General features: G+C 52.9%; 20 protein-coding genes. 17 read left to right on the top strand and 3 right to left on the bottom strand.

Annotated elements, in window-relative coordinates; all coding sequences use genetic code 11:
- Nucleotides 1–8: 8 nt before the first annotated feature.
- From ACLJRH_RS19450 to rcsC, 4 genes are all read left to right on the top strand, one after another.
- A complete protein-coding gene (locus tag ACLJRH_RS19450; protein ID WP_023136793.1) occupies nucleotides 9–1334 on the top strand; it encodes an MFS transporter in 1326 nt (441 codons plus the stop codon).
- Between the two features lie 14 nt (nucleotides 1335–1348).
- Nucleotides 1349–2551, top strand: coding sequence for a mandelate racemase/muconate lactonizing enzyme family protein (locus ACLJRH_RS19445; RefSeq protein ID WP_023136792.1), 1203 nt, complete (start codon nucleotides 1349–1351; stop codon nucleotides 2549–2551).
- A gap of 409 nt (nucleotides 2552–2960) precedes the next feature.
- Nucleotides 2961–5597, top strand: a complete 2637-nt coding sequence (gyrA, locus tag ACLJRH_RS19440) for a DNA topoisomerase (ATP-hydrolyzing) subunit A (protein WP_001281271.1) — start codon at nucleotides 2961–2963, stop codon at nucleotides 5595–5597.
- A gap of 117 nt (nucleotides 5598–5714) precedes the next feature.
- Nucleotides 5715–8561, top strand: coding sequence for a two-component system sensor histidine kinase RcsC (rcsC, locus tag ACLJRH_RS19435; RefSeq protein ID WP_023223171.1), 2847 nt, complete (start codon nucleotides 5715–5717; stop codon nucleotides 8559–8561).
- A 103-nt stretch (nucleotides 8562–8664) separates the two neighbouring features.
- Here the strand turns inward: rcsC and rcsB are convergent, their stop codons facing one another.
- Nucleotides 8665–9315 (bottom strand): response regulator transcription factor RcsB, encoded by a 651-nt coding sequence (gene rcsB / locus ACLJRH_RS19430; protein WP_001061919.1) that lies wholly within the window; start codon nucleotides 9313–9315, stop codon nucleotides 8665–8667.
- A 16-nt stretch (nucleotides 9316–9331) separates the two neighbouring features.
- Nucleotides 9332–12001: a phosphotransferase RcsD gene (gene rcsD / locus ACLJRH_RS19425; protein ID WP_000083205.1), complete on the bottom strand. Its 2670-nt coding sequence runs from the start codon at nucleotides 11999–12001 to the stop codon at nucleotides 9332–9334.
- 727 nt (nucleotides 12002–12728) lie between these two features.
- On the opposite strand from rcsD, the gene ACLJRH_RS19420 reads away from it, so the two are divergent.
- From ACLJRH_RS19420 to ACLJRH_RS19400, 5 genes are all read left to right on the top strand, one after another.
- Nucleotides 12729–13865, top strand: a complete 1137-nt coding sequence (locus ACLJRH_RS19420; RefSeq protein ID WP_023136791.1) for a porin OmpC — start codon at nucleotides 12729–12731, stop codon at nucleotides 13863–13865.
- A gap of 114 nt (nucleotides 13866–13979) precedes the next feature.
- Complete coding sequence (apbE, locus tag ACLJRH_RS19415) at nucleotides 13980–15032, top strand: FAD:protein FMN transferase ApbE (protein ID WP_000784296.1); 1053 nt, start codon at nucleotides 13980–13982, stop codon at nucleotides 15030–15032.
- 80 nt (nucleotides 15033–15112) lie between these two features.
- Nucleotides 15113–16174: a bifunctional DNA-binding transcriptional regulator/O6-methylguanine-DNA methyltransferase Ada gene (gene ada, locus ACLJRH_RS19410; RefSeq protein ID WP_031604504.1), complete on the top strand. Its 1062-nt coding sequence runs from the start codon at nucleotides 15113–15115 to the stop codon at nucleotides 16172–16174.
- A gap of 2 nt (nucleotides 16175–16176) precedes the next feature.
- Entirely contained in the window at nucleotides 16177–16827 is a 651-nt protein-coding gene (gene alkB, locus ACLJRH_RS19405; protein ID WP_023223168.1) for a DNA oxidative demethylase AlkB, read from the top strand.
- A 75-nt stretch (nucleotides 16828–16902) separates the two neighbouring features.
- A complete protein-coding gene (locus ACLJRH_RS19400; protein ID WP_023136918.1) occupies nucleotides 16903–18546 on the top strand; it encodes a multidrug ABC transporter permease/ATP-binding protein in 1644 nt (547 codons plus the stop codon).
- Nucleotides 18547–18737: 191 nt separating this feature from the next.
- Here the strand turns inward: ACLJRH_RS19400 and eco are convergent, their stop codons facing one another.
- Complete coding sequence (gene eco / locus ACLJRH_RS19395; protein WP_023223167.1) at nucleotides 18738–19232, bottom strand: serine protease inhibitor ecotin; 495 nt, start codon at nucleotides 19230–19232, stop codon at nucleotides 18738–18740.
- Nucleotides 19233–19645: 413 nt separating this feature from the next.
- On the opposite strand from eco, the gene napF reads away from it, so the two are divergent.
- The 8 genes from napF to ACLJRH_RS19355 all read left to right on the top strand — a co-directional run.
- The gene (gene napF / locus ACLJRH_RS19390; RefSeq protein WP_000228072.1) at nucleotides 19646–20137 is read left to right on the top strand and encodes a ferredoxin-type protein NapF; all 492 of its coding nucleotides are present in this window, start codon (nucleotides 19646–19648) and stop codon (nucleotides 20135–20137) included.
- Nucleotides 20127–20390, top strand: a complete 264-nt coding sequence (gene napD / locus ACLJRH_RS19385) for a chaperone NapD (protein WP_001260056.1) — start codon at nucleotides 20127–20129, stop codon at nucleotides 20388–20390. Before napF ends, napD begins: the two co-directional genes overlap by 11 nt.
- The gene (gene napA / locus ACLJRH_RS19380; RefSeq protein ID WP_000778097.1) at nucleotides 20387–22873 is read left to right on the top strand and encodes a nitrate reductase catalytic subunit NapA; all 2487 of its coding nucleotides are present in this window, start codon (nucleotides 20387–20389) and stop codon (nucleotides 22871–22873) included. Before napD ends, napA begins: the two co-directional genes overlap by 4 nt.
- 6 nt (nucleotides 22874–22879) lie before the next feature.
- Entirely contained in the window at nucleotides 22880–23575 is a 696-nt protein-coding gene (gene napG, locus ACLJRH_RS19375; protein WP_000091679.1) for a ferredoxin-type protein NapG, read from the top strand.
- Entirely contained in the window at nucleotides 23562–24431 is an 870-nt protein-coding gene (gene napH, locus ACLJRH_RS19370; protein ID WP_023136731.1) for a quinol dehydrogenase ferredoxin subunit NapH, read from the top strand. Before napG ends, napH begins: the two co-directional genes overlap by 14 nt.
- A gap of 115 nt (nucleotides 24432–24546) precedes the next feature.
- On the top strand, nucleotides 24547–24996 hold the full coding sequence (napB, locus tag ACLJRH_RS19365; protein ID WP_000835182.1) for a nitrate reductase cytochrome c-type subunit: 450 nt from the start codon (nucleotides 24547–24549) through the stop codon (nucleotides 24994–24996).
- 9 nt (nucleotides 24997–25005) lie between these two features.
- Nucleotides 25006–25608: a cytochrome c-type protein NapC gene (gene napC, locus ACLJRH_RS19360; RefSeq protein WP_000431778.1), complete on the top strand. Its 603-nt coding sequence runs from the start codon at nucleotides 25006–25008 to the stop codon at nucleotides 25606–25608.
- A 20-nt stretch (nucleotides 25609–25628) separates the two neighbouring features.
- A partial coding sequence (locus ACLJRH_RS19355; protein WP_046346559.1) for an ATP-binding cassette domain-containing protein occupies nucleotides 25629–25780 on the top strand: 152 nt, incomplete at its 3' end.

Genomic DNA, 25780 nt, shown 5'->3' with positions numbered 1-25780 from the left:
GATGCAAAATGAGTAGTCCACAAGAAAATTTATACGATGCAATTCGTATTGTAAAAAGGAAAATCATTCCTTTGGCCTTTATTCTTTACTTTTTTAACTATATGGATCGTGTCAATATTGGGTTTGCTGCATTACGCATGAATGAATCTCTCGGTATTACGCCTGAGGATTTCGCTAATATTTCTTCTATATTCTTCATATCATATTTAATCTTTCAAATTCCGAGTAGCATTGGCTTGCAAAAGCTTGGCGCAAGAAAATGGATTAGTTCCATTATTATCGGCTGGGGAGCGGTAACTGGGCTGATTTTTTTTGCTAAAGATACTCAACATATTTTGCTGGCTCGCATTTTTTTGGGGGTATTTGAAGCTGGCTTTTTCCCGGGCATGGTTTATTATCTTGCATGCTGGTTTCCGGCTCGTGAACGCGGAAAAGTCAATAGTTTCTTCATGTTATCTATTGCTGTAGCATCGGTATTGGCTGCACCGATGTCTGGTTGGATCATCGAGCATTTGAATACCCCGGATTATGAAGGCTGGCGCTGGCTTTTTGCTATTGAAGGTATCCCAACCGTATTCCTTGGCATCCTGACATTTTATTTACTGCCTGACAGTCCAGAAAAGGCTAAATGGCTTACGCCACAGCAGATATCGGCCTTAGTTAATAAATTACGCACTGACAATGAAACCGCAGCTGCATTAAATAAAAATACCAACTCATCCTTTCTTTCCGTAATCAAAAATCCAGTTTTGCTTCAGCTTTCTTTCGCCTACATGTTGATTCAGGCGGCTGCTCTGGCGGCAAACTACTGGTTGCCGGGGTTGGTGAAGGGATTTTCAGCTGATTTTACGGATACTGACGTCGGTTTAATCATGAGTATTCCGTTTATTTTCGCTATGTTCAGCATGCCCTGGTGGGGCTGGCATTCCGATAAAAAGAATGAACGAAAATGGCATGCTGCATTACCCATGTTTCTGGCAGGCTATGGTTTTCTGATGATTGCTCTTGTCCCCTCAATGTCGCTGAGAATGCTGGGGCTAACGTTCTATGGTGTTGGGATCCTCAGCTATTACGGACCTTACTGGGCGCTGCCTTCTGCATTATTGTCGCCGTCAGGGTTGGCTGTCAGCATTGCGTTTATTAACTCATGTTCAAGTCTTGGCGGATTCCTGATTAATAAATCACTGGGATTCGTTTCTACTCATTATGGTGCGACAGGAATATTTATTGTAGAGGCAATACTTTGCTTCGCTGCGGTAGCCGTTCTGGCGTTAATGAAAATTGATGTGAAAAAAGAAAAAAGCCAACAAACAAATGTTGTATCACGAACCTGATAAATGGAGAAATTATGAAAATTACGTCTATTGAATTTTTTGACTGTGAATTAAAAAAAAGAGATCAAACGATGTCCTCCTATAATCCAGTACTTATTCGGGTGAATACCGACTCAGGATTAAGTGGTATTGGCGAAGTAGGACTGGCCTATGGCGCAGGCGCTAAAGCTGGCGTAGGGATCATCAGAGATCTGGCGCCATTGATTGTGGGTGAAGATCCATTAAATATCGAAAAAATTTGGGAGTTCTTTTTCAGAAAGACTTTTTGGGGGATGGGAGGCGGGAACGTTTTTTATGCCGGAATGAGCGCTATTGATATTGCTCTTTGGGATATCAAAGGTAAATATTTAGGTGTACCTGTTTATCAGCTCCTTGGCGGGAAAACTAATGAAAAATTAAGAACCTATGCTAGTCAGTTACAATTTGGTTGGGGGGATAAACGCCAGATATTAGTGACACCTGATGAATATGCTGAGGCGGCGCGTGCGGCTCTTGACGATGGATATGATGCGATTAAAGTGGATCCACTCGAAATAGATCGTAATGGCGATGACTGTGTTTTTCAGAATAAAAATCGTAACTATTCAGGATTGTTACTGGCCGATCAATTAAAAATGGGGGAAGCGCGAATTGCCGCTATGCGTGAAGCAATGGGGGATGATGCTGATATTATCGTGGAAATCCATTCTCTTCTCGGTACAAACTCAGCTATTCAATTTGCGAAGGCGATAGAAAAGTATCGTATCTTTCTTTATGAAGAACCGATTCATCCATTAAATTCTGATAATATGCAGAAAGTTTCCCGTTCAACAACGATTCCAATCGCCACTGGCGAGCGTTCCTACACAAGATGGGGATACAGGGAATTACTGGAGAAGCAGTCTATTGCCGTAGCTCAACCTGATTTGTGTCTCTGCGGCGGAATTACCGAAGGAAAGAAAATCTGTGACTATGCTAATATTTATGACACCACTGTACAGGTGCATGTTTGCGGCGGTCCTGTTTCCACGGTAGCCGCGCTGCATATGGAAACAGCAATTCCCAACTTTATTATTCATGAGCATCATACTAATGCGATGAAAGCATCTATTCGGGAACTTTGTACCCACGATTATCAACCGGAAAATGGCTATTATGTCGCGCCGGAACAGCCCGGATTGGGTCAGGAATTAAACGATGAGGTAGTGAAAGAATACCTGGCCTATGTGATTAAATAGCATCTGGTGATACTGATTATGGTTTATGCCTCCCGGCATATCCCCTAAATAATTCGAGTTGCAGGATAAAATGGTTAACCGTCTTGAACAGCGCTTGCGCTAACCCCGACGGGGCGAGGCCCAGGGATGGGCCGAGTAACTTGCCGCCAACGCACATGAAACTTGAAGTATGACGGGTATACACGGGAGGTATTGATTTTCTAACCTCTTCCTGGCCAGGCCCCGATCTCCCCTGTGTCGCCTCTGAAGCCGATCGCCAATAAACGCCGAGACCACGCTTATAAATGAAGAGAGCATGCGGCACCCGAATAAAGCATTGTCTGGCTGCATTCCGTTTACCAGTACGTGGGCGAATGTGTTATAATTTGCGACCTTTGAATCCGGGATACAGTAGAGGGATAGCGGTTAGATGAGCGACCTTGCGAGAGAAATTACACCGGTCAACATTGAGGAAGAGCTGAAGAGCTCCTATCTGGATTATGCGATGTCGGTCATTGTTGGCCGTGCGCTGCCGGATGTCCGAGATGGCCTGAAGCCGGTACACCGTCGCGTACTTTACGCCATGAACGTATTGGGCAATGACTGGAACAAAGCCTATAAAAAATCTGCCCGTGTCGTTGGTGACGTAATCGGTAAATACCATCCCCACGGCGATTCCGCAGTGTATGACACCATCGTTCGTATGGCGCAGCCATTCTCGCTGCGTTACATGCTGGTGGATGGTCAGGGTAACTTCGGTTCTATTGACGGCGACTCCGCGGCGGCAATGCGTTATACGGAGATCCGTCTGGCGAAAATCGCCCACGAACTGATGGCCGATCTCGAAAAAGAGACGGTGGATTTCGTGGATAACTATGACGGTACGGAAAAAATTCCGGACGTCATGCCGACCAAAATTCCGAATCTGCTGGTGAACGGTTCTTCCGGTATCGCAGTAGGTATGGCGACGAATATCCCGCCGCACAACCTGACGGAAGTGATTAACGGCTGCCTGGCGTATATCGACAACGAAGACATCAGCATTGAAGGGCTGATGGAACATATTCCGGGTCCGGACTTCCCGACCGCCGCGATCATCAACGGTCGTCGTGGTATCGAAGAAGCCTACCGTACCGGTCGTGGCAAAGTGTACATCCGCGCCCGCGCGGAAGTTGAAGCTGACGCCAAAACGGGCCGTGAAACCATCATCGTCCATGAAATTCCCTATCAGGTGAACAAAGCGCGCCTGATCGAGAAAATCGCCGAGCTGGTGAAAGATAAACGCGTGGAAGGCATCAGCGCGCTGCGTGACGAATCCGACAAAGACGGTATGCGCATCGTGATTGAAGTAAAACGCGATGCGGTGGGCGAGGTGGTGCTTAATAATCTCTACTCCCAGACCCAGCTACAGGTTTCCTTCGGTATTAACATGGTGGCGCTGCATCACGGCCAGCCGAAGATCATGAACCTGAAAGACATCATTTCAGCGTTCGTGCGCCACCGCCGTGAAGTGGTGACGCGTCGGACTATTTTTGAACTGCGTAAAGCCCGTGACCGCGCGCATATCCTTGAAGCTCTGGCGATTGCGCTAGCTAACATCGACCCGATTATCGAACTGATTCGCCGTGCGCCAACACCGGCAGAAGCAAAAGCGGCGCTGATTTCGCGTCCGTGGGATCTGGGCAACGTTGCTGCGATGCTGGAGCGCGCCGGTGATGACGCCGCGCGCCCGGAATGGCTGGAGCCAGAATTTGGCGTGCGTGACGGTCAGTACTACCTGACTGAGCAGCAGGCGCAGGCGATTCTGGATCTGCGTTTGCAGAAACTGACCGGCCTGGAGCATGAAAAACTGCTCGACGAATACAAAGAGCTGCTGGAGCAGATTGCTGAACTGCTGCACATTCTGGGCAGCGCCGATCGCCTGATGGAAGTGATCCGCGAAGAGATGGAGTTAATTCGCGATCAGTTCGGCGATGAGCGTCGTACCGAAATCACCGCCAACAGCGCCGATATTAATATCGAAGATCTGATTAGCCAGGAAGATGTTGTCGTGACGCTGTCTCACCAGGGTTACGTCAAATATCAACCGCTGACGGATTACGAAGCGCAACGTCGTGGTGGGAAAGGTAAATCTGCCGCGCGTATTAAAGAAGAAGACTTTATCGACCGCCTGCTGGTGGCCAACACCCACGATACTATCCTCTGCTTCTCCAGCCGGGGCCGTCTGTACTGGATGAAGGTCTATCAGCTGCCGGAAGCCAGCCGCGGCGCGCGCGGTCGTCCGATCGTCAACCTGCTGCCGCTGGAAGCCAACGAACGTATCACCGCGATTCTGCCGGTTCGTGAGTACGAAGAAGGCGTCAACGTCTTTATGGCGACCGCCAGCGGTACCGTGAAGAAAACGGCGTTGACCGAATTCAGCCGTCCGCGTTCCGCCGGTATTATCGCGGTGAACCTCAACGACGGCGACGAGCTGATTGGCGTTGACCTGACTTCTGGTTCTGACGAAGTCATGCTGTTCTCGGCTGCGGGTAAAGTGGTGCGCTTCAAAGAAGACGCCGTCCGTGCGATGGGGCGTACCGCGACCGGTGTGCGCGGTATTAAGCTGGCGGGAGACGATAAAGTCGTCTCTCTGATCATCCCACGCGGCGAAGGCGCTATTCTGACCGTAACGCAAAACGGCTACGGGAAGCGTACCGCAGCGGACGAGTACCCGACCAAGTCTCGTGCGACGCAGGGCGTTATCTCTATCAAAGTGACCGAGCGCAACGGTTCCGTTGTCGGTGCGGTACAGGTAGACGATTGCGACCAGATCATGATGATCACGGATGCCGGTACTCTGGTGCGTACCCGAGTGTCCGAGATCAGCGTAGTGGGACGTAATACCCAGGGCGTTATCCTTATCCGCACGGCGGAAGATGAAAACGTGGTGGGTCTACAACGCGTTGCTGAACCGGTAGATGACGAAGAACTCGACGCTATCGACGGCAGCGTGGCGGAAGGGGATGAGGATATCGCCCCGGAAGCGGAAAGCGATGACGACGTTGCGGATGACGCTGACGAGTAATGTTATTGCTGTGCGAGGGCCGGATATCCGGCCCTTTTTCTTTGCCGTTGCGGGCTACGTCATTTACCGCTACCTTAGTCACACTCTATTTACATCCTGAGGCGGAGCTTCGCCCCTTTGAAATACCTTGCTTCCTTTCGAACTACGCTGAAAGTCTCGCGCTACTTATTCAGAGCGTTAGCGTTACTCATTTGGCTCTTAATCGCCTTTGTTTCGGTGTTTTACATCGTCAATGCCCTGCACCAGCGGGAGTCTGAAATTCGTCAGGAGTTCAACCTTAGCTCCGATCAGGCGCAGCGTTTTATCCAGCGCACGTCGGATGTGATGAAAGAGCTCAAATATATCGCCGAGAACCGTTTAACGGCGGAAAACGGCGTCATGTCGTCGCGTGCGCGTGATGACAAAATGGTGGTGCCGGACTTTGAACCGCTATTCGCCGACTCAGACTGTGCGGCGATGGGCTCCGCATGGCGCGGATCGCTGGAGTCGCTGGCCTGGTTTATGCGTTACTGGCGCGACAACTTTTCAGCAGCGTATGATCTTAACCGCGTTTTCCTGATTGGCAGCGATAACCTCTGTATGGCGAATTTCGGCCTGCGTGAAATGCCCGTGGAGCGCGATGATGCGTTAAAAGCGTTACATGAGCGGATTATGAAATACCGCAACGCGCCGCAAGAAGAAAGTGGGAATAACCTTTTCTGGATAAGCCAGGGCGCGCGTCAGGGCGTGGGCTACTTTTATGCGCTGACGCCGGTGTATCTGGCCAACCGTCTGCAGGCGCTGCTGGGCGTCGAGCAGTCCATCCGCATGGAAAATTTTTTCACGCCGGGCAGTTTGCCGATGGGCGTCACCATTATTGATGAGAACGGCCATTCGCTGATTTCGTTGGCCGGTCCTGACGGCATTATTAAAGCGGAGCCGCGCTGGATGCAGGAGCGCTCCTGGTTTGGTTATACGCCAGGTTTTCGCGAACTGGTACTCAAAAAAAGCCTGCCGCCATCCTCGCTCAGTATTGTCTATTCTGTGCCTGTAGATTTAGTCCTGGAGCGTATTCGTATTCTTATCCTGAACGCTATCCTGCTGAACGTGCTGGTGGGCGCAGGGCTGTTTACGCTTGCGCGGATGTATGAGCGGCGAATTTTTATTCCGGCGGAGAGCGATGCCCAGCGTCTGGAAGAGCATGAACAGTTCAACCGTAAAATCGTCGCCTCCGCGCCGGTGGGGATCTGTATTCTGCGCACTATTGATGGCGTCAATATTCTGAGTAACGAACTGGCGCACACCTACCTGAACATGCTCACGCATGAAGACAGACAGCGCCTGACGCAAATCATTTGCGGCCAGCAGGTCAACTTTGTTGATGTATTGACCAGCAATAATACCAATTTGCAAATTAGCTTCGTCCATTCCCGCTATCGTAATGAAAACGTCGCGATTTGCGTGTTGGTAGATGTGAGTACGCGCGTCAAAATGGAAGAGTCGCTGCAGGAGATGGCGCAGGCGGCGGAACAGGCAAGCCAGTCTAAATCCATGTTCCTTGCGACGGTCAGCCATGAATTGCGCACACCGCTGTACGGTATCATCGGCAATCTCGATCTGCTGCAAACCAAAGAGCTGCCAAAAGGCGTGGATCGGCTGGTCACGGCGATGAATAACTCCTCCAGTCTGTTGCTGAAAATTATCAGCGACATTCTCGACTTCTCGAAAATTGAGTCGGAACAGCTAAAGATTGAGCCGCGCGAATTTTCACCGCGAGAGGTGATGAACCATATCACCGCCAATTATCTGCCGCTGGTGGTGCGTAAGCAGCTCGGCCTGTATTGTTTTATTGAGCCTGACGTGCCGGTATCGCTGAACGGCGACCCGATGCGTTTACAGCAGGTCATTTCAAACCTGTTGAGCAACGCCATTAAGTTTACCGATATTGGCTGCATCGTGCTGCATGTGCGCTGTGATGGGGATTATCTCAGCATTCGCGTGCGGGATACCGGCGTCGGTATTCCGGCAAAAGAGGTGGTTCGCCTGTTCGATCCCTTCTTCCAGGTGGGAACCGGCGTACAGCGTAACTTTCAGGGGACCGGTCTGGGGCTGGCGATTTGCGAAAAATTGATCAGCATGATGGACGGCGATATTTCCGTCGATTCGGAGCCTGGCATGGGAAGCCAGTTTACGCTGCGCATCCCGCTTTATGGCGCGCAATACCCTGTGAAAAAGAGCGTGGAAGGACTCGCCGGAACCTGCTGTTGGCTGGCGGTGCGCAATACTTCTTTGTGCCAGTTTATTGAGACCAGTCTGGCGCGTAGCGGCGTTCATACGCAGCGTTATGAAGGGCAAGAACCCGCCGCGGACGATATTTTGATTGTCGATGACGCGCTGGAGCATACCTGGCAGGGGAGGGCGGCGGTCGTCTTTTGCCGCCGTCATATCGGGATTCCGTTGGAAAGAGCGCCGGGCGAGTGGGTGCATAGTGTGGCGTCGGTGCATGAGTTGCCCGCGCTGTTGGCGCGTATCTATAGTATTGAGCTGGATAGTGAAGCGCTTTCCAGCGCATTGCCGACGACGGATAAAACCGCAGATTCAAATGACGATATGATGATTCTGGTCGTTGACGATCATCCTATCAATCGCCGCTTGCTGGCCGATCAATTGGGATCGCTGGGGTATCAGTGTAAGACAGCTAATGATGGTGTGGACGCTCTGAATGTGCTGAGTAAAAATGCTATCGATATTGTTCTGAGCGATGTGAACATGCCGAACATGGACGGCTATCGCCTGACGCAGCGTATCCGTCAGCTTGGGCTGACGCTGCCGGTCGTCGGCGTGACGGCGAACGCGCTGGCGGAAGAGAAACAACGTTGCCTGGAGTCCGGTATGGACAGCTGTTTGTCGAAGCCTGTGACGCTGGACGTGTTGAAACAGACGCTGGCGGTGTATGCCGAGCGGGTACGTAAAACGCGGACATAAAAAATGCCGGATGGCGGCGTCGCCTGATCCGGCCTGCAAAAGATGAGTCGACTGGTAGGCCTGATAAGCGTAGCGCCATCAGGCTGGGTAACATAAAAGCGATTTATTCTTTGTCTGTCGGACTCAGGGTGACGGAAGAGAGATAGTTGAGCAGCGCGATATCATTCTCTACGCCCAGTTTCATCATCGCCGATTTCTTCTGGCTGCTGATGGTCTTAATGCTGCGGTTGAGCTTCTTGGCGATTTCGGTGACCAGGAAACCCTCGGCGAACAGGCGTAATACTTCGCTCTCTTTTGGCGACAGGCGCTTATCGCCGTAACCGCCTGCGCTGATTTTCTCCAGCAGACGAGAAACGCTTTCCGGGGTGAATTTTTTGCCTTTTTGCAGCGCGGCCAGCGCCTTAGGCAGATCGGTTGGCGCACCCTGCTTGAGTACGATCCCTTCAATATCAAGATCCAACACGGCGCTCAGGATCGCCGGATTGTTGTTCATGGTCAGAACGATAATAGACAGGCTCGGAAAATGACGCTTGATGTACTTGATCAAGGTGATCCCATCGCCGTATTTATCTCCCGGCATGGAGAGGTCAGTGATCAACACATGCGCATCTAATTTCGGCAGGTTGTTGATCAATGCTGTGGAATCTTCAAATTCGCCGACAACATTCACCCACTCGATTTGTTCAAGTGATTTGCGAATACCGAACAGTACAATCGGGTGGTCATCGGCAATAATTACGTTCATATTGTTCATGTATTGGGCTACCTTGCTACAGCAAGCTTTTGACGTAGGCGTCAATGTCGCTGATATATTTTTCTATACCTGGAGCATCTTTCTCACGAATCAGATGTTCCAGCGTTTCACATAACTGCTTGCCGGGTACCAGATTAAGCATGGCAAACACCCCTTTCAGGCGGTGGGCCGTTTGGGCCAGCGCAGCGAAATCGCTGGTTGCCGCCTCAGTATACAACCTCTTAACATCATCCGGTACTGTGTCTACAAATAGCGCATAATAGCCGCTGGCATGAAGCTCGGCATTTTCATCTCCGCCGAGCGGGGAGGCGGGAATCTCTTCCTGCGCCAGCTGCTCTTCGATAAGTTGTAGTACAGCTTCCTGCATAGCATTGCTCATATTAAAGTTGACGCGCAACTGACCCGGGCCAATTTTCCGCACGCCTGACTCATCATCGCTTAAAAGCAAGCCCGAGGCAGTAAGATTAGACGGATTATCCGTTAAAAAGAGATCATATTCTTGACTTATCTGCCTTTCATCCGGCGTGATGCAGGTGGCGCCCCAGTTTTCTAACTGACGCAGCACAATCGCGCGAACCTCGTTGGACGTCACATCGACCATCACGCTCACGTCGTCCAGCAGGCGCTCTTCGACCTGGGTATGCTGATCGTGAGGAAGCATTTTGACATGAACGGTATAGCGCGTGCCCAGCGTTTCCCGCGCTTTAATGTTGAGATGACCGCCCAGTTTGCGCGCCAGTTGATTGCACAGCCAGAAGGTGAGCGGATTTGCTTTGCCGTAACGGTCGCCCTGCGTTTCATTCATATACGGGAAATGCAGATTATCAATCTCGTTTAACGTTACGCCTTCGCCCGTATCCAGAATACGGAAAGTCAGACGCTCCGCGATAGATTCATCCTGCTCGACTTCAAGCGTAATTTTACCCATAGCGGTCGTCGTGACGGCATACTGAATCAACAGCAGCAAAATCCGGCGCAGGGCGTCGCGATCGCCCCAGCGTTCATCGTTGCCGCTAAGATGGTTATTAATCAGCAGTTGCAGCCCTTTACGCTTAATGGCGGGCAGCACTTCCGGCACGACTTCGTCAATAAGATCCTGCAGGGAGAACAGCGTTGCTTCGCTCTTCCATGCGTCATTTTCCAGCATATTCGCCAGTTGGATTTCATCGATCATACGTACCAATACATCCGCCTGATCCGCCAGTTTCAGGCTTTCCGGCGTGGTGACTGCCGCGGCGTTAACCGCCAGTTGGCGTACGGGCTCTTTAAGCGTGTTGCTGATATTTTGCATAAAGGCGGCGCGGCCCTGCTGATTCTTCTCATACAAACGCTGCGCCTGTTTAAGCTTCTTATTCACCAGCACTTCCCGGTCCTGATCGCGGATAATAAAGATCTGCGTGCGGGGGGCGATCTGGCTGCGAAACAGACGGATCTCATACAGTTCGTTATTAATTGTCGCCTGAATCACGCCCTGATGCTGTTCCGCCATGCTGGTAATATTTTGCAGGTTAAGATGCGGCAACAGATGATCGGCGATTTTATTGCTGATCACGGTGCGGTTTCCTTCCTGATCGTAGACCAGCAGACCCAGCGGCAGCAGAGAAACGATCTCTTCATTAATAGCGCGTAAGACGCGAAGCTCGTTATTCGCCGCGTTGCCGGATGTCGATTCCGTCGTCCGTCCCGGCTGATGACGGAACGTAGCGTAGCCAAATAACGCCAACGCCAGCAGCCCGATGTTCAGCAGTAAAGGCAGCAAAATATTTTGCAACGTATCAAGCAAAAGCGTACCGAACGGTACCTGCCAGATCAGGCGCATTCCGGTAGAGTTAAGCGCTGAGGAGATCTCTATTTTTGAACCGTTAAAGCTAATCGTGACGCTATCAGGCGCTTCCTTTTCACTGCTTCGCCCCGTCGCCTGGGTTGCGTCAGGCTCTATCCGAAAACTGTCCAGCGGCATTCCCGGCGGGATTAAATCATTAATGGGCAGATCAAACGCCACCACGGTCGCCAGATGTCCTGGCTGATTGAAGGTCGTGCGTAGCGTAAAATAGTGACCGTTTTGCCAGGCCAGTTTTCGCAATGAGGAGAAACTTTCGCGCTCATCCAGCGCATTCGCCTGTTGCAACATCTCTGCCCGGCGGGAATCGACGATATTGCCAATAGTGGACTCTTTAAAGCCGGAAGAGAGATCTTTCAACGGTAGGGTAGAGATAAGAATCAGGCTGTTATCCTGTCCGTTGAGGTAATACATTGACCACGGCACGTTTTCCGCGCCCCACAGCGTATCCAGATAAGTTGACATACGCTGCGTCATTTCCAGCGTGGCGCTGTCATGGGAACCGAAAATCAGCGCTTCAGTTTTACGTCGCGGCTTTTCAAGATAATACACATCCTGCTTCAGACGCGTTTCCTGAAGTCCTTCACCTGTCGATGGCGTAGTGGTCGCGGCGATGTTGTCATAAATTTGCCAGGTAACATACCGCCAGGTATCCACGCGTTTATGAATAGCGTGGGTGATATCGACAATTTGATAGCTTTTGTCTTTCAACCAGGCGTTGACGGCGCTCTGTACCATAACGCCCATCGTTACCAGCAGCACAATGATCAGCAATAAGAAGAAACGGGTAATGCTTCCCGGTAGAAGGGAGAATCGGGTAGAGACCGTTGTGTCAGACTGACTCATTTATGTTTACGACCTGTAAAAGCAACGCTGAAGGTGAAGGGCAGTATAAAGGGTAATGAATGAATTTCCAGACTCTTACGTCATGCCGGGCAACTTAACACGCGCTCCGTTGGCGGGGCGGGAAAAGCGTACAACCTTCGCAGAACGGTACAAATATAAAGACTACTTATAAATGTTTAGCACTAAATATCAAGAAATTATTTGCTAATGTCTTACGAACGGTAGAGCAGGGGGGGTAGTGAATAACCGTGATAGTTTTAGGCAGGTAGCATAAATCTGCCGGGTGTGTCTGAAAAAGGGTAAAAAAAACCGAATGCGAAGCATTCGGTTGAAATAGGGGTAAACAGACATTCAGAAGTGAATGACGGTAATAAATAAAGTTAATGATGATAGCGGTCACTATTTTAGTTGCGAATGAAGATTCTGTTTTATCATTCAGTGCTATGAATTTCATCAATTTAACCCATTGATTTTAAAAGTCTCGTGAATATATTTTGTCGATTTGTGCTTATTTTTACTTGATTTTTGCTTTAAAAAAGTTCCGTAAAATTCATATTTTGAAACATCTATGTAGATAACTGTAACATCTTAAAAGTTTTAGTATCATATTCGTGTTGGATTATTCTGTATTTTTGCGGAGAATGGACTTGCCGACTGGTTAATGAGGGTTAACCAGTAAGCAGTGGCATAAAAAAGCAATAAAGGCATATAACAGAGGGTTAATAACATGAAAGTTAAAGTACTGTCCCTCCTGGTACCAGCTCTGCTGGTGGCGGGCGCAGCGAATGCGGCTGAAATTTATAATAAAGACGGCAACAAATTAGACCTGTTTGGTAAAGTTGATGGCCTGCACTACTTCTCTGACGACAAAGGCAGCGACGGCGACCAGACCTACATGCGTATCGGCTTCAAAGGCGAAACGCAGGTTAACGATCAGCTGACCGGTTATGGCCAGTGGGAATATCAGATTCAGGGCAACCAGACTGAAGGCAGCAACGACTCCTGGACGCGTGTGGCGTTTGCGGGTCTGAAATTCGCTGACGCAGGTTCCTTCGATTATGGTCGTAACTACGGCGTAACCTATGACGTGACCTCCTGGACCGACGTTCTGCCGGAGTTCGGCGGCGACACCTACGGCGCTGACAACTTTATGCAGCAGCGTGGTAACGGCTATGCTACCTACCGTAACACCGACTTCTTCGGCCTGGTGGATGGTCTGGACTTCGCGTTACAGTATCAGGGCAAAAACGGCAGCGTGAGCGGTGAAAACACCAACGGTCGCAGCCTGCTGAACCAGAACGGCGACGGTTACGGCGGATCGCTGACTTATGCAATCGGCGAAGGCTTCTCTGTCGGTGGCGCTATCACCACGTCTAAACGTACTGCCGATCAGAACAACACCGCTGACGCTCGCCTGTATGGTAACGGTGATCGCGCTACGGTCTACACCGGCGGCCTGAAATACGATGCGAACAACATCTATCTGGCAGCGCAGTATTCTCAGACCTATAACGCAACCCGTTTTGGTACCTCTAACGGCAACAATAAGTCCGACTCTTACGGTTTTGCCAACAAAGCGCAGAACTTTGAAGTGGTTGCTCAGTACCAGTTCGACTTTGGTCTGCGTCCGTCTGTGGCTTACCTGCAGTCTAAAGGTAAGGACATCAGCAACGGCTACGGCACCAGCTATGGCGACCAGGACATCGTAAAATACGTTGATGTCGGCGCGACTTACTACTTCAACAAAAACATGTCCACCTATGTTGATTACAAAATCAACCTGCTGGATAAAAACGACTTTACCCGCGATGCGGGCATCAACACCGACGACATCGTAGCGCTGGGTCTGGTTTACCAGTTCTAATCAGCAAAAGATGTTGCTAAAGGGCCTGCGGGCCCTTTTTTCATGCCTTATTCCGGCGTACAAATACGACGTTTTGATATACGCTTGCGTCCATTCGAATGAGGATAAACAGCGATGAAAATGACTTTTTGCCGGGCCGTGTGTCTGGCGGCGGCTTTTTTACTTATGGGCTGCGATGAGGCTCCCGAAACGACAACAGCGTCACCTGCCGCTCAGGTGCTGGAAGGTAAGACGATGGGGACTATCTGGCGGGTGAGCGTGGTTGGCATCGATGCGAAACGCGCCGCAGAGCTACAGACTAAAATCCAGACTCAGCTTGATGCTGATGATTGGTTGCTTTCTACCTATAAAAATGACTCCGCGCTGATGCGTTTTAACCATTCACGCAGTCTTGCGCCCTGGCCGGTCAGCGAAGCTATGGCGGATATCGTGACCTCGGCGCTGCGTATTGGCGCGAAGACGGATGGCGCGATGGATATCACCGTGGGCCCGCTGGTCAATCTGTGGGGGTTTGGACCGGATCGGCAGCCGCTGCATATCCCAACACCAGCACAAATCGATGCGGCAAAAGCGAAAACAGGCCTGCAACATTTGCAGGTTATCGACAGGGCTGGGCATCAGTTTTTGCAAAAAGATCTGCCGGATCTTTATGTTGATCTCTCCACGGTCGGGGAAGGCTATGCGGCGGATCATCTGGCGCGTCTGATGGAGCAGGAGGGCATTGCGCGTTATCTGGTCTCGGTGGGCGGCGCATTAAGCAGTCGCGGGATGAATGCGCAAGGGCTGCCGTGGCGCGTCGCGATTCAGAAGCCGACCGACCGGGAAAACGCGGTGCAGGCGATTGTGGATATCAACGGGCATGGCATCAGCACCTCCGGCAGCTACCGTAACTATTATGAGCTGGATGGCAAGCGCGTATCGCACGTTATCGATCCGCAAACGGGGCGCCCCATTGAACACAACCTGGTATCGGTTACGGTCATCGCGCCAACGGCGCTGGAAGCGGACGGCTGGGACACCGGCCTGATGGTGCTCGGTACGCAAAAGGCGCAAGAGGTCGTGCGGCGGGAAGGGCTGGCGGTCTTTATGATCATGAAAGAAGGTGAGGGCTTTAAAACCTGGATGTCGCCGCAGTTCAAAACGTTCCTGGTGAGCGATAAGAATTAAAACGCAAGATTACGGGTTTTTGTGGGCGGATTTACGGACACACTGCATGTAAGCAAGCACTATGCTTAATGAAGGAGTCTATGATGAAAAAAGCGTTACTTACCGATGATGAATGCTGGCTGCGGGTGCAGGCGCGCGATGCCAGCGCGGATGGGCGTTTCGTTTTTGCGGTGCGAACCACCGGCGTTTTTTGCCGCCCTTCTTGTCGCTCGAAGCGGGCGTTACGTAAAAATGTTCGCTTTTTTGCCAACGCGCAGCAGGCGCTGGACGCCGGTTTTCGCCCCTGCAAGCGCTGTCAGCCGGATAATGCGCGCGCGCAGCAACGGCGGTTGGATAAGATTGCCTGCGCCTGCCGTTTACTTGAGCAGGAGACGCCGGTAACGCTGGCGTCTCTGGCGCAGGCGGTGGCGATGAGCCCGTTTCATCTGCACCGCCTGTTTAAAGCGAGCACCGGAATGACGCCGAAAGGGTGGCAGCAGGCGTGGCGCGCCCGGCGGCTGCGTGAGGCGTTGGCGAAAGGAGAGCAGATCACGGCGGCTATTTACCGTGCCGGCTTCCCGGATAGCAGTGGCTACTACCGTCATGCCGACCAGACGCTGGGCATGACTGCAAAACAGTTTCGCAAAGGCGGCGATAATGTCTCCGTTCGCTATGCGCTGACGGACTGGGTTTACGGACGGTGCCTGGTGGCGGAGAGCGAGCGGGGGATTTGCGCGATTCTCCCCGGTGATAGCGACGACGCGCTACTGGCTGAATTACACACCCTGTTCCCGGCGGCCCGCCACGCACCTGCTGACGCGCTTTTTCAGCAACGGGTGCGGCAGGTTGTCGCGGCTATCAACACACGCGATGTGCTGCTCTCGTTGCCGCTGGATATCCAGGGAACCGCGTTTCAACAGCAGGTCTGGCAGGCGTTATGCGCAATTCCCTGCGGCGAAACCGTAAGCTATCAACAGCTTGCCGCGACTATCGGCAAACCCACGGCAGTACGCGCGGTCGCCAGCGCGTGCGGCGCGAATAAACTGGCGATGGTGATCCCGTGTCATCGGGTCGTGCGTCGTGATGGCGCGCTCTCCGGTTATCGTTGGGGCGTGCGTCGAAAAGCGCAGCTATTAAAGCGAGAAGCGCAAAAAGAGGAGTAGCAATGCTGGATCTATTTGCTGATGAAGCGCCCTGGCAAGAGCCCCTGGCGCCTGGCGCGGTGGTGTTGCGCCGCTTTGCGTTTCGCGCGGCGCAGTCGCTATTAGACGATATCGGGTTTGTCGCCAGTCAGTCTCCGTTTCGTCAGATGGTGACGCCGGGCGGCTACACCATGTCGGTGGCGATGACCAACTGCGGCGCGTTAGGGTGGACCACCGATCGTCACGGTTATTGTTATGCCGTGCGCGATCCGTTGACCGATAAACCCTGGCCTGCGCTGCCGTTATCGTTTGCCAGCGTATGTCGTCAGGCGGCAATCGCGGCAGGGTATGCGAGCTTCCAACCGGACGCCTGCCTGATCAATCGCTACGCGCCCGGCGCAAAACTGTCGCTGCATCAGGATAAAGACGAGCCGGATCTGCGCGCGCCTATCGTCTCAGTTTCGTTGGGGGTGCCGGCGATTTTTCAGTTTGGCGGCCTGCGTCGCAGCGATCCGCTCCAGCGGATCTTACTGGAGCATGGCGATATCGTGGTCTGGGGCGGCGAGTCCCGGCTGTTTTATCATGGTATCCAGTCGCTTAAAGCGGGCTTTCATCCCATGACCGGTGAATTTCGTTACAATCTCACCTTCCGTCAGGCGGCTGAAAAAGAATAAAAATAAGAATTATTATTGCTGTGCAGGTGGAGTTAGTTAAACTGCGGGCTGTTATTATCGGTCCGGGTTGTATGCATGGAACTTCTTATTCTTGTCTGGCGGCAGTACCGCTGGCCATTTATTAGCGTGATGGCGCTGAGCCTCGCCAGCGCGGCGCTGGGGATTGGCCTGATCGCGTTTATCAATCAGCGCCTGATTGAAACGGTGGACACCACCGTCATGGTGCTGCCGGAATTTCTCGGTCTGCTCCTGTTGCTAATGGTTGTCACATTAGGTTCCCAACTGGCGCTTACCACTCTGGGACACCATTTCGTTTACCGCCTGCGCAGCGAATTTATCAAGCGCATTCTGGATACGCACGTTGAACGTATTGAGCAACTGGGCAGCGCCTCTTTACTGGCCGGTCTGACCAGCGATATTCGCAATATTACTATCGCCTTTGTGCGTCTGCCTGAGCTGGTACAGGGCATTATCCTCACCGTCGGCTCGGCGGCGTATCTGGCGATGCTATCGACAAAAATGCTGTTGGTTACGGCTATCTGGATGGCGGTCACTATCTGGGGCGGATTTGTGCTGGTGGCGCGGGTTTACCAGCATATGGCGACCCTGCGCGAGACCGAAGATAAGCTGTACAACGACTATCAGACGGTGCTGGAAGGACGCAAAGAGCTGACGCTAAACCGCGAGCGTGCGGAGCAGATTTTTCAGCAATGCTATACCCCGGACGCCAAAGAGTACCGTCATCACATTATCCGTGCCGATACTTTTCACCTGAGCGCCGTCAACTGGTCGAATATCATGATGCTGGGGGCGATAGGCCTGGTCTTCTGGATGGCGAATAGTCTCGGCTGGGCGGATACCAACGTCGCGGCGACCTATTCACTGACGTTGCTGTTCCTGCGCACGCCGCTACTGTCTGCGGTGGGGGCGTTGCCAACGCTACTGACCGCCCAGGTGGCGTTTAATAAACTGAATAAATTCGCGCTCGCCCCGTATAAGCCTGATTTTCCGCAGCCGAAAGCCTTTCCCGACTGGAAGACGCTGGAGCTGCGCAACGTGGTTTTCCACTATCAGGATAACGCGTTTTCCGTGGGGCCCATCAACCTGACGATTCGCCGCGGCGAACTGCTGTTTTTAATTGGCGGCAACGGTAGCGGGAAATCGACGCTGGCCATGTTATTGACCGGTTTATACCAGCCGCAATCGGGAACGATTTTACTTGATGGTCAACCTATTGCCGCCGGACAGCCGGAAGATTATCGCAAACTGTTTTCTGCGGTGTTCACCGATGTGTGGTTATTCGACCGCCTGCTGGGGCCGCAGGGGAAACCCGCCAATCCCACTCTGGTCGAAAAGTGGCTTGAGCACCTGAAAATGACGCACAAGCTGGAGCTAAACGACGGGCGCATTTTGAATCTTAAACTGTCGAAAGGGCAAAAAAAGCGCATTGCGCTGCTGCTGGCGCTGGCGGAAGAGCGCGATATTATTTTGCTGGATGAGTGGGCCGCCGATCAGGACCCGCATTTCCGCCGGGAATTTTATCAGGTACTGTTGCCGTTAATGCAGGAAATGGGCAAAACCATTTTCGCCATCAGCCATGATGATCACTATTTTATTCACGCCGATCGTCTGCTTGAAATGCGTAACGGACAGCTAACCGAACTCACCGGCGACGAACGTGACGCCGCCTCGCGTGATGCGGTTGCGCGTACTGCGTAATGGACTATGGCGCCGGATGAACCACCTGATGGCAACCCTACGTCCGCACGCGGGTAGGCCTGATAAGATGCTACGCGTCGCCACCAGGCATCGGGCGAGCGGGTGTCCAGACGTGTTTTAAAAAGAACCCCGGAGCGCTGCGTGAGCCGGCGTGTTCAGATGCCCGGTAAGTGTGACCGGGCAGCGTAACATTATCGCGCGACGGCGTTCTGTACGTTAGCGTCCGCTTTCCAGATGCGGTATTTCACGTCCACATTCGCTGGGGTATACACCACGATCGGCAGCTTGCTGTTGTAGCGCAGCATCCCGTCTTCACTCAGCCAGGCGGTGACGAATTTTTGCTCTTTCTTACCTTCAGGGCAGGCCATCATGGTTGATACCGGAGAGGTGACGTTATCAAAGACATAATAGTCATAGCCCCAGCCTTCCAGCGTTTTTGTTTCCAGCGTGCCGCCGAGGCGATGCTGGTTACAATCCACATTCAGCGTTTGGCCAATCAACAGTTCCACTTTGAGGGTAGATTCATCCTGCTGAGGGGTAAGGGTTATCACTTGCCGCTTCATTCCTTTTTCCGCCTGCGGATAGGGGGCGATTTTCTCCAGCGGCTGGGCGGTATCGCTATTGTTAGCCCAGGCAGAGGCGCTGGCGAGGGCGGCGAAGACGACGGCAGGGACAAACATCTTCATTTGATTGTTCACAGTATTTCCTTTCTGCTGTTTTCGGTATGCACGGACAACAGATTAACACATTCATATTATCTATTAATCTGTATTTACTCATATTTTCAAGATTATTAATAAAATATCGTCTTTTTATATAGTGGAATATTCCGATATTGATAATGTAAATGGAATTATCAGCTATTAGTGGCTTTCGTTATATAGATAGCTATATAACTCATTGAAATGTGAGAAAAAGCACGTTTACGGGTCTTTACCCGGCACTCTTTTGATCCGGCAACAGCATTTACCTCTATCGGGGTATGCATCTCTTACACATCCTGAAATATCTTATTTACAAAAATAACTACTCATAAATTGTACGGTTTTTATTGGCATTCACTCCCTATGGAAGCGTGTCGTTATGGAAGGGCGATATCATGGTTGATTTATCCCGTCGAAGCATGTTGACCGGCAGTTGGCGCAACGCCAGCAATGGGATTCTTCCGCCGTGGGCCAGAGAAACAACCTATTTTCTCGCACATTGTCTGCGTTGCGACGCCTGCATCCAGGCGTGTGAGGCCGACATCCTGCAGCGAGGGACGGGGGGATATCCGAGCGTAGATTTCAAACGGGGCGAGTGCAGCTTTTGTTATGCCTGCGCGCAGGCCTGTACTGAATCGCTTTTTCTTCCGCGCCACACCAGGGCCTGGGATCTGATTTTTACACTCACGGAAAACTGCCTCGCCAGGCAATCGGTTGAATGCCATCGTTGCCAGGACAGTTGTGAACCTATGGCCATTACCTTTCGTCCCACGCTATCCGGCATTTACCAGCCGCAGCTTGACTCGCAGGCCTGTAACGGATGCGGGGCGTGTGTGGCTATCTGTCCCGTGTCAGCCATCAAAGCGGAGAACCACCATGCGCACTAACTGGCAGGTCTGTAGCCTGGTCGTGCAGGCCAAAAGTCAGAACATCGCCGCCATTGGCCCACAGTTGAACACGTTGCCGGGTTGCGAAGTCGCGTTAAGCGACGTTGAAAGCGGGCAACTGATCGTGGTGGCGGAAGCAGATCAGAGTGAAACGCTGATGCAAACAATTGAGTCAGTACGCAATGTCGAGGGCGTACTGGCGGTGTCGCTGGTTTATCACCAGCAGGATGAGCAAGGTGAGGAAACACCATGAAACTCAGTCGTCGTAGCTTTATGAAAGCTAACGCCGTTGCGGCCGCTGCGGCGGCTGCCGGTCTGAGCGTGCCGGGCGTCGCCCGCGCCGTTGTCGGGCAGCAGGAAGCCATCAAATGGGATAAAGCGCCGTGCCGTTTTTGCGGAACGGGTTGCGGTGTGTTAGTGGGCACGCAGCAGGGCCGTGTGGTCGCCTGCCAGGGCGACCCCGACGCGCCGGTCAACCGTGGTCTGAACTGCATTAAAGGCTACTTCCTGCCCAAAATCATGTACGGTAAAGATCGTCTGACGCAGCCGATGCTGCGCATGAAAGACGGCAGCTATCACAAAGACGGCGAGTTTACGCCGGTGAGCTGGGAACAGGCCTTCGATGTGATGGAAGAGAAGTTTAAAACCTCTCTGAAAGAGAAAGGACCAGAAGCGATCGGCATGTTTGGATCGGGTCAATGGACCATCTGGGAAGGCTATGCCGCCGCGAAACTGTTCAAGGCTGGTTTCCGCTCTAACAACATTGACCCGAACGCGCGTCACTGCATGGCCTCGGCGGTGGTGGGCTTTATGCGCACCTTTGGCATGGATGAACCGATGGGCTGCTACGACGATATTGAGCAGGCCGATGCGTTTGTGCTATGGGGTTCCAACATGGCGGAGATGCACCCGATTTTATGGTCGCGCATCACTAACCGCCGTTTGTCCGACCCGAACGTGAAGGTTGCTGTCCTCTCCACCTTCCAGCACCGCAGCTTTGAACTGGCGGACAACGGTATTGTCTTTACCCCGCAAAGCGATCTGGTGATTCTTAACTATATCGCGAATTACATTATTCAGAACAACGCGGTAAATCAGGATTTCTTCACAAAGCATGTGAATCTGCGTAAAGGGGCGACGGATATCGGCTACGGCTTACGCCCGACGCACCCGCTGGAAAAAGCGGCGAAGAATCCGGGCTCCGACGCTTCCGAGCCGATGAGCTTCGACGAGTATAAAGCCTTCGTGGCGGAATATACGCTGGACAAGACCGCTGAAATGACCGGCGTGCCGAAAGATCAACTGGAACAGTTGGCGCAGCTCTACGCCGATCCGAATAAGCGCGTGATCTCTTACTGGACGATGGGTTTTAACCAGCATACTCGCGGCGTGTGGGCGAATAACCTGGTTTACAACCTCCATCTGCTGACCGGAAAAATCTCCCAGCCTGGCTGCGGTCCTTTCTCGCTGACCGGCCAGCCTTCCGCCTGCGGTACGGCGCGTGAAGTGGGAACCTTCTCACACCGTCTGCCCGCAGACATGGTCGTGACGAACGAAAAACACCGTGATATCTGCGAAAAACACTGGCAGATCCCTGCTGGCACTATCCCGGCAAAAGTGGGTTTACATGCGGTGGCGCAGGATCGCGCGTTGAAAGACGGCAAGCTGAACGTCTACTGGGTAATGTGTAATAACAATATGCAGGCCGGGCCGAACATCAATGAAGATCGGATGCCGGGCTGGCGCGATCCGCGTAACTTTATCATTGTCTCCGATCCTTACCCGACGGTGAGCGCGCTGTCTGCGGATCTGATCCTGCCGACCGCCATGTGGGTTGAGAAAGAAGGCGCTTACGGCAACGCCGAACGCCGCACGCAGTTCTGGCGTCAGCAAATTAAAGCGCCGGGCGAAGCTAAATCCGACCTCTGGCAACTGGTGCAGTTCTCCCGTCGTTTTAAAACCGAGGAGGTCTGGCCGGAGGCGTTGCTGGCCCAGAAGCCGGAGCTGCGCGGTAAAACGCTGTATGACGTTCTGTTCGCCACGCCGGCGGTCAGCAAATTCCCGCTGAGCGAGCTGAAAGAGGATCAGTTAAACGATGAGTCTCGTGAACTGGGCTTCTATCTGCAAAAAGGGTTGTTTGAAGAATACGCCTGGTTTGGACGTGGCCACGGGCACGATCTGGCGCCGTTCGACGATTACCACAACGCGCGCGGTCTGCGCTGGCCGGTCGTCGAAGGCAAAGAGACGCAATGGCGTTACAGCGAAGGCAACGACCCGTATGTAAAAGCGGGGGAAGGGTACAAATTCTACGGTAAACCGGATGGCAAAGCGGTGATCTTCGCGCTGCCATTTGAACCCGCGGCGGAGTCGCCGGACAACGAGTACGATCTGTGGCTTTCCACCGGTCGCGTGCTGGAACACTGGCATACCGGCAGTATGACGCGCCGCGTGCCTGAATTGCATCGCGCCTTCCCGGAAGCGGTGGTCTTTATTCACCCGCTGGATGCGAAAGCGCGCGATCTGCGTCGTGGGGATAAGGTTAAAGTGTCGTCCCGCCGCGGCGAAGTGATTTCGATTGTCGAAACGCGTGGACGTAACCGTCCGCCGCAGGGACTGGTGTATATGCCGTTCTTCGATGCCGCTCAGCTAGTGAACAACCTGACGCTGGATGCGACGGACCCGCTCTCTAAAGAGACGGACTTCAAGAAGTGCGCCGTTAAACTGGCGAAGGTGTAACGCGTTATGTCCCGTACAGCGAAACCCCAAAATGGCCGCCGCCGCTTCCTGCGTGATGTTGTGCGCACTGCGGGCGGGCTGGCGGCGGTTGGCGTGGCGCTGGGCTTGCAACAGCAAACCGCGCGCGCAACGGGCGTGCGGCTGCGTCCGCCTGGCGCGCTGAATGAAAATGTCTTCGCCAGCGCCTGTGTGCGCTGCGGGCAGTGCGTTCAGGCGTGTCCATACGACACGCTAAAACTGGCGACGCTGGCCTCCGGGCTATCGGCAGGTACGCCCTATTTCGTCGCTCGCGACATCCCCTGCGAAATGTGTGAAGACATTCCGTGCGCCAAAGTCTGCCCCAGCGGGGCGCTGAATAAAGATATCGCCTCCATTGATGACTCGCGCATGGGGCTGGCGGTGCTGCTGGATCAGGAAAACTGCCTCAACTTTCAGGGGCTGCGCTGCGACGTTTGTTACCGCGAATGCCCGAAAATCGATGAGGCCATCACGCTGGAGCTGGATCGCAACATGCGCACCGGCAAACATGCGCGCTTTCTGCCCACCGTACACAGCGACGCCTGTACCGGCTGCGGCAAATGCGAAAAAGTCTGCGTACTGGAGCAACCAGCGATAAAAGTGTTGCCGTTGTCATTGGCGAAAGGGGAGTTAGGACACCATTACCGCTTCGGCTGGCTGGAGGGGAAAGATGGCAAATCGTAAACGCGACGCTGGGCGAGAAGCGCGGGCGAAAAAAGGCTGGTGGCGTAGCCACCGTTGGCTGGTGTTACGCCGTATCAGCCAGTTTATGGTGCTGGGGATGTTTCTCAGCGGCCCATGGCTGGGCTTTTGGGTTTTGCATGGCAACTACAGCAGTAGTTTGCTGTTCGATACCCTCCCGTTGACCGATCCGCTGATTACCCTGGAAAGTCTCGCCAGTGGACATCTTCCCGCTACCGTGGCGCTGACGGGAGCAGTGATTATCACTGTGCTGTATGCGCTGGCGGGAAAGCGATTATTTTGCAGTTGGGTTTGCCCGCTAAACCCCGTTACCGATTTGGCTAACTGGATGCGCAGGAAATTTGACCTGAACCAGTCTGCGACGATTCCACGCCATATACGGTACGTCCTTCTGGTGGTGGTGTTAATCGGTTCGGCGTTGACCGGCACGCTGCTGTGGGAATGGATTAATCCCGTGTCGCTGTTAGGCCGTAGTCTGGTTATGGGATTTAGTAGCGGCGTGTTGCTGATTATTGCTTTGTTTTTATTTGATTTATTAGTCGTTGAGCACGGTTGGTGCGGTCATATTTGCCCGATGGGCGCGCTGTATGGCGTGCTGGGCAGTAAAGGCGTAGTGACCGTGACGGCCAAAAAACGTGAGAAATGTAATCGCTGTATGGATTGTTTTCATGTTTGCCCGGAACCGCATGTGCTACGTGCGCCGGTGCTGGATGAGCAAAGCCCGGCGCAGGTCACTCACCGCGACTGCATGACCTGCGGTCGCTGTGTGGATGTCTGTTCTGAGGATGTTTTTACAATAACGATACACAACATCATTCGGGATGCATCGCGGCGGTAAGCGAGGAAATCCCCAGGAGCATAGATAACGATGTGACTGGGATTTTCGAGCGCAGCCAACAAAGAGGCAGCTCGAAGGATGAAGTGTAAATGCGATGGAGTTCGGGAGCGAAACAATGAAAAGCCATGACCTGATGAAAGCGCTGTGTCAATGGATGGCCACGCTTGCCCTGGTGGTAAGTGGTGCGGTTTGGGCGGCAAACGGAGTGGATCTGAGCCAGTCGCCGGAAGTATCCGGGACGCAGGAAGGGGCGATTCGTATGCCGAAAGAGCAGGAACGTATGCCGCTAAATTACGTCAACCAGCCGCCGATGATCCCGCACAGCGTCGAGGGCTACCAGGTGACGACCAATACCAACCGCTGTCTGCAATGCCACGGCGTGGAAAGTTATCGTACGACGGGCGCGCCGCGTATCAGCCCGACGCACTTTATGGACAGCGACGGTAAAGTGTCGGGCAATGTCGCGCCGCGTCGTTATTTCTGCCTGCAGTGCCACGTACCGCAGTCTGATACCGCGCCGATTATCGACAATACCTTTACCCCCTCGCAAGGTTACGGGAAATAAGAGGTCATTATGGAAAATTCTAACCGTAAACCCGGCTGGATAAAGCGCGTCTGGCGATGGTGGCGCAGCCCCAGCCGCCTGGCGTTGGGGACGCTGCTGTTAATCGGTTTTATCGGCGGCATCATCTTCTGGGGCGGCTTCAATACCGGAATGGAAAAGGCTAACACCGAAGAGTTTTGTATTAGCTGCCATGAAATGCGCAACACGGTGTATGAGGAGTATATGGAAACCGTCCACTACAACAACCGTAGCGGCGTTCGTGCCACCTGTCCTGACTGCCATGTGCCGCATGAGTGGGGGCCGAAGATGATCCGTAAGATCAAAGCCAGTAAAGAGCTGTACGCGAAGGTATTTGGGCTGATAGATACACCGCAGAAATTTGAAGCTCATCGCCTGACAATGGCACAAAATGAGTGGCGGCGCATGAAAGACAACAACTCGCAGGAATGCCGTAACTGCCACAATTTCGATTTTATGGATCTGACCGCGCAAAAAGGCGTCGCGGCGAAAATGCACGATCAGGCGGTCAAAGACGGACAGACCTGTATCGATTGCCACAAAGGGATCGCGCATAAACTGCCGGATATGCGTGATGTTAAACCAGGTTTCTGACAGGACGTTGATGAGTGGGAATGCTTGAAGCCAGAGATCTGTACTGCGAGCGGGACGAGAGGACGCTGTTCAGTGGGCTGTCGTTCACCGTGGAGGCCGGGGAGTGGGTGCAGGTCACCGGCGGCAACGGCGCCGGAAAAACCACCCTGCTGCGCCTGCTGACCGGGCTGGC

The sequence above is a fragment of the Salmonella sp. SAL04162 genome (assembly GCF_046551535.1).
GTDB classification, from domain to species: Bacteria; Pseudomonadota; Gammaproteobacteria; order Enterobacterales; family Enterobacteriaceae; genus Salmonella; species Salmonella enterica.
Note: the sequence above shows the minus strand (reverse complement) of the source record. Positions and strands in the feature narration are given on the sequence as shown.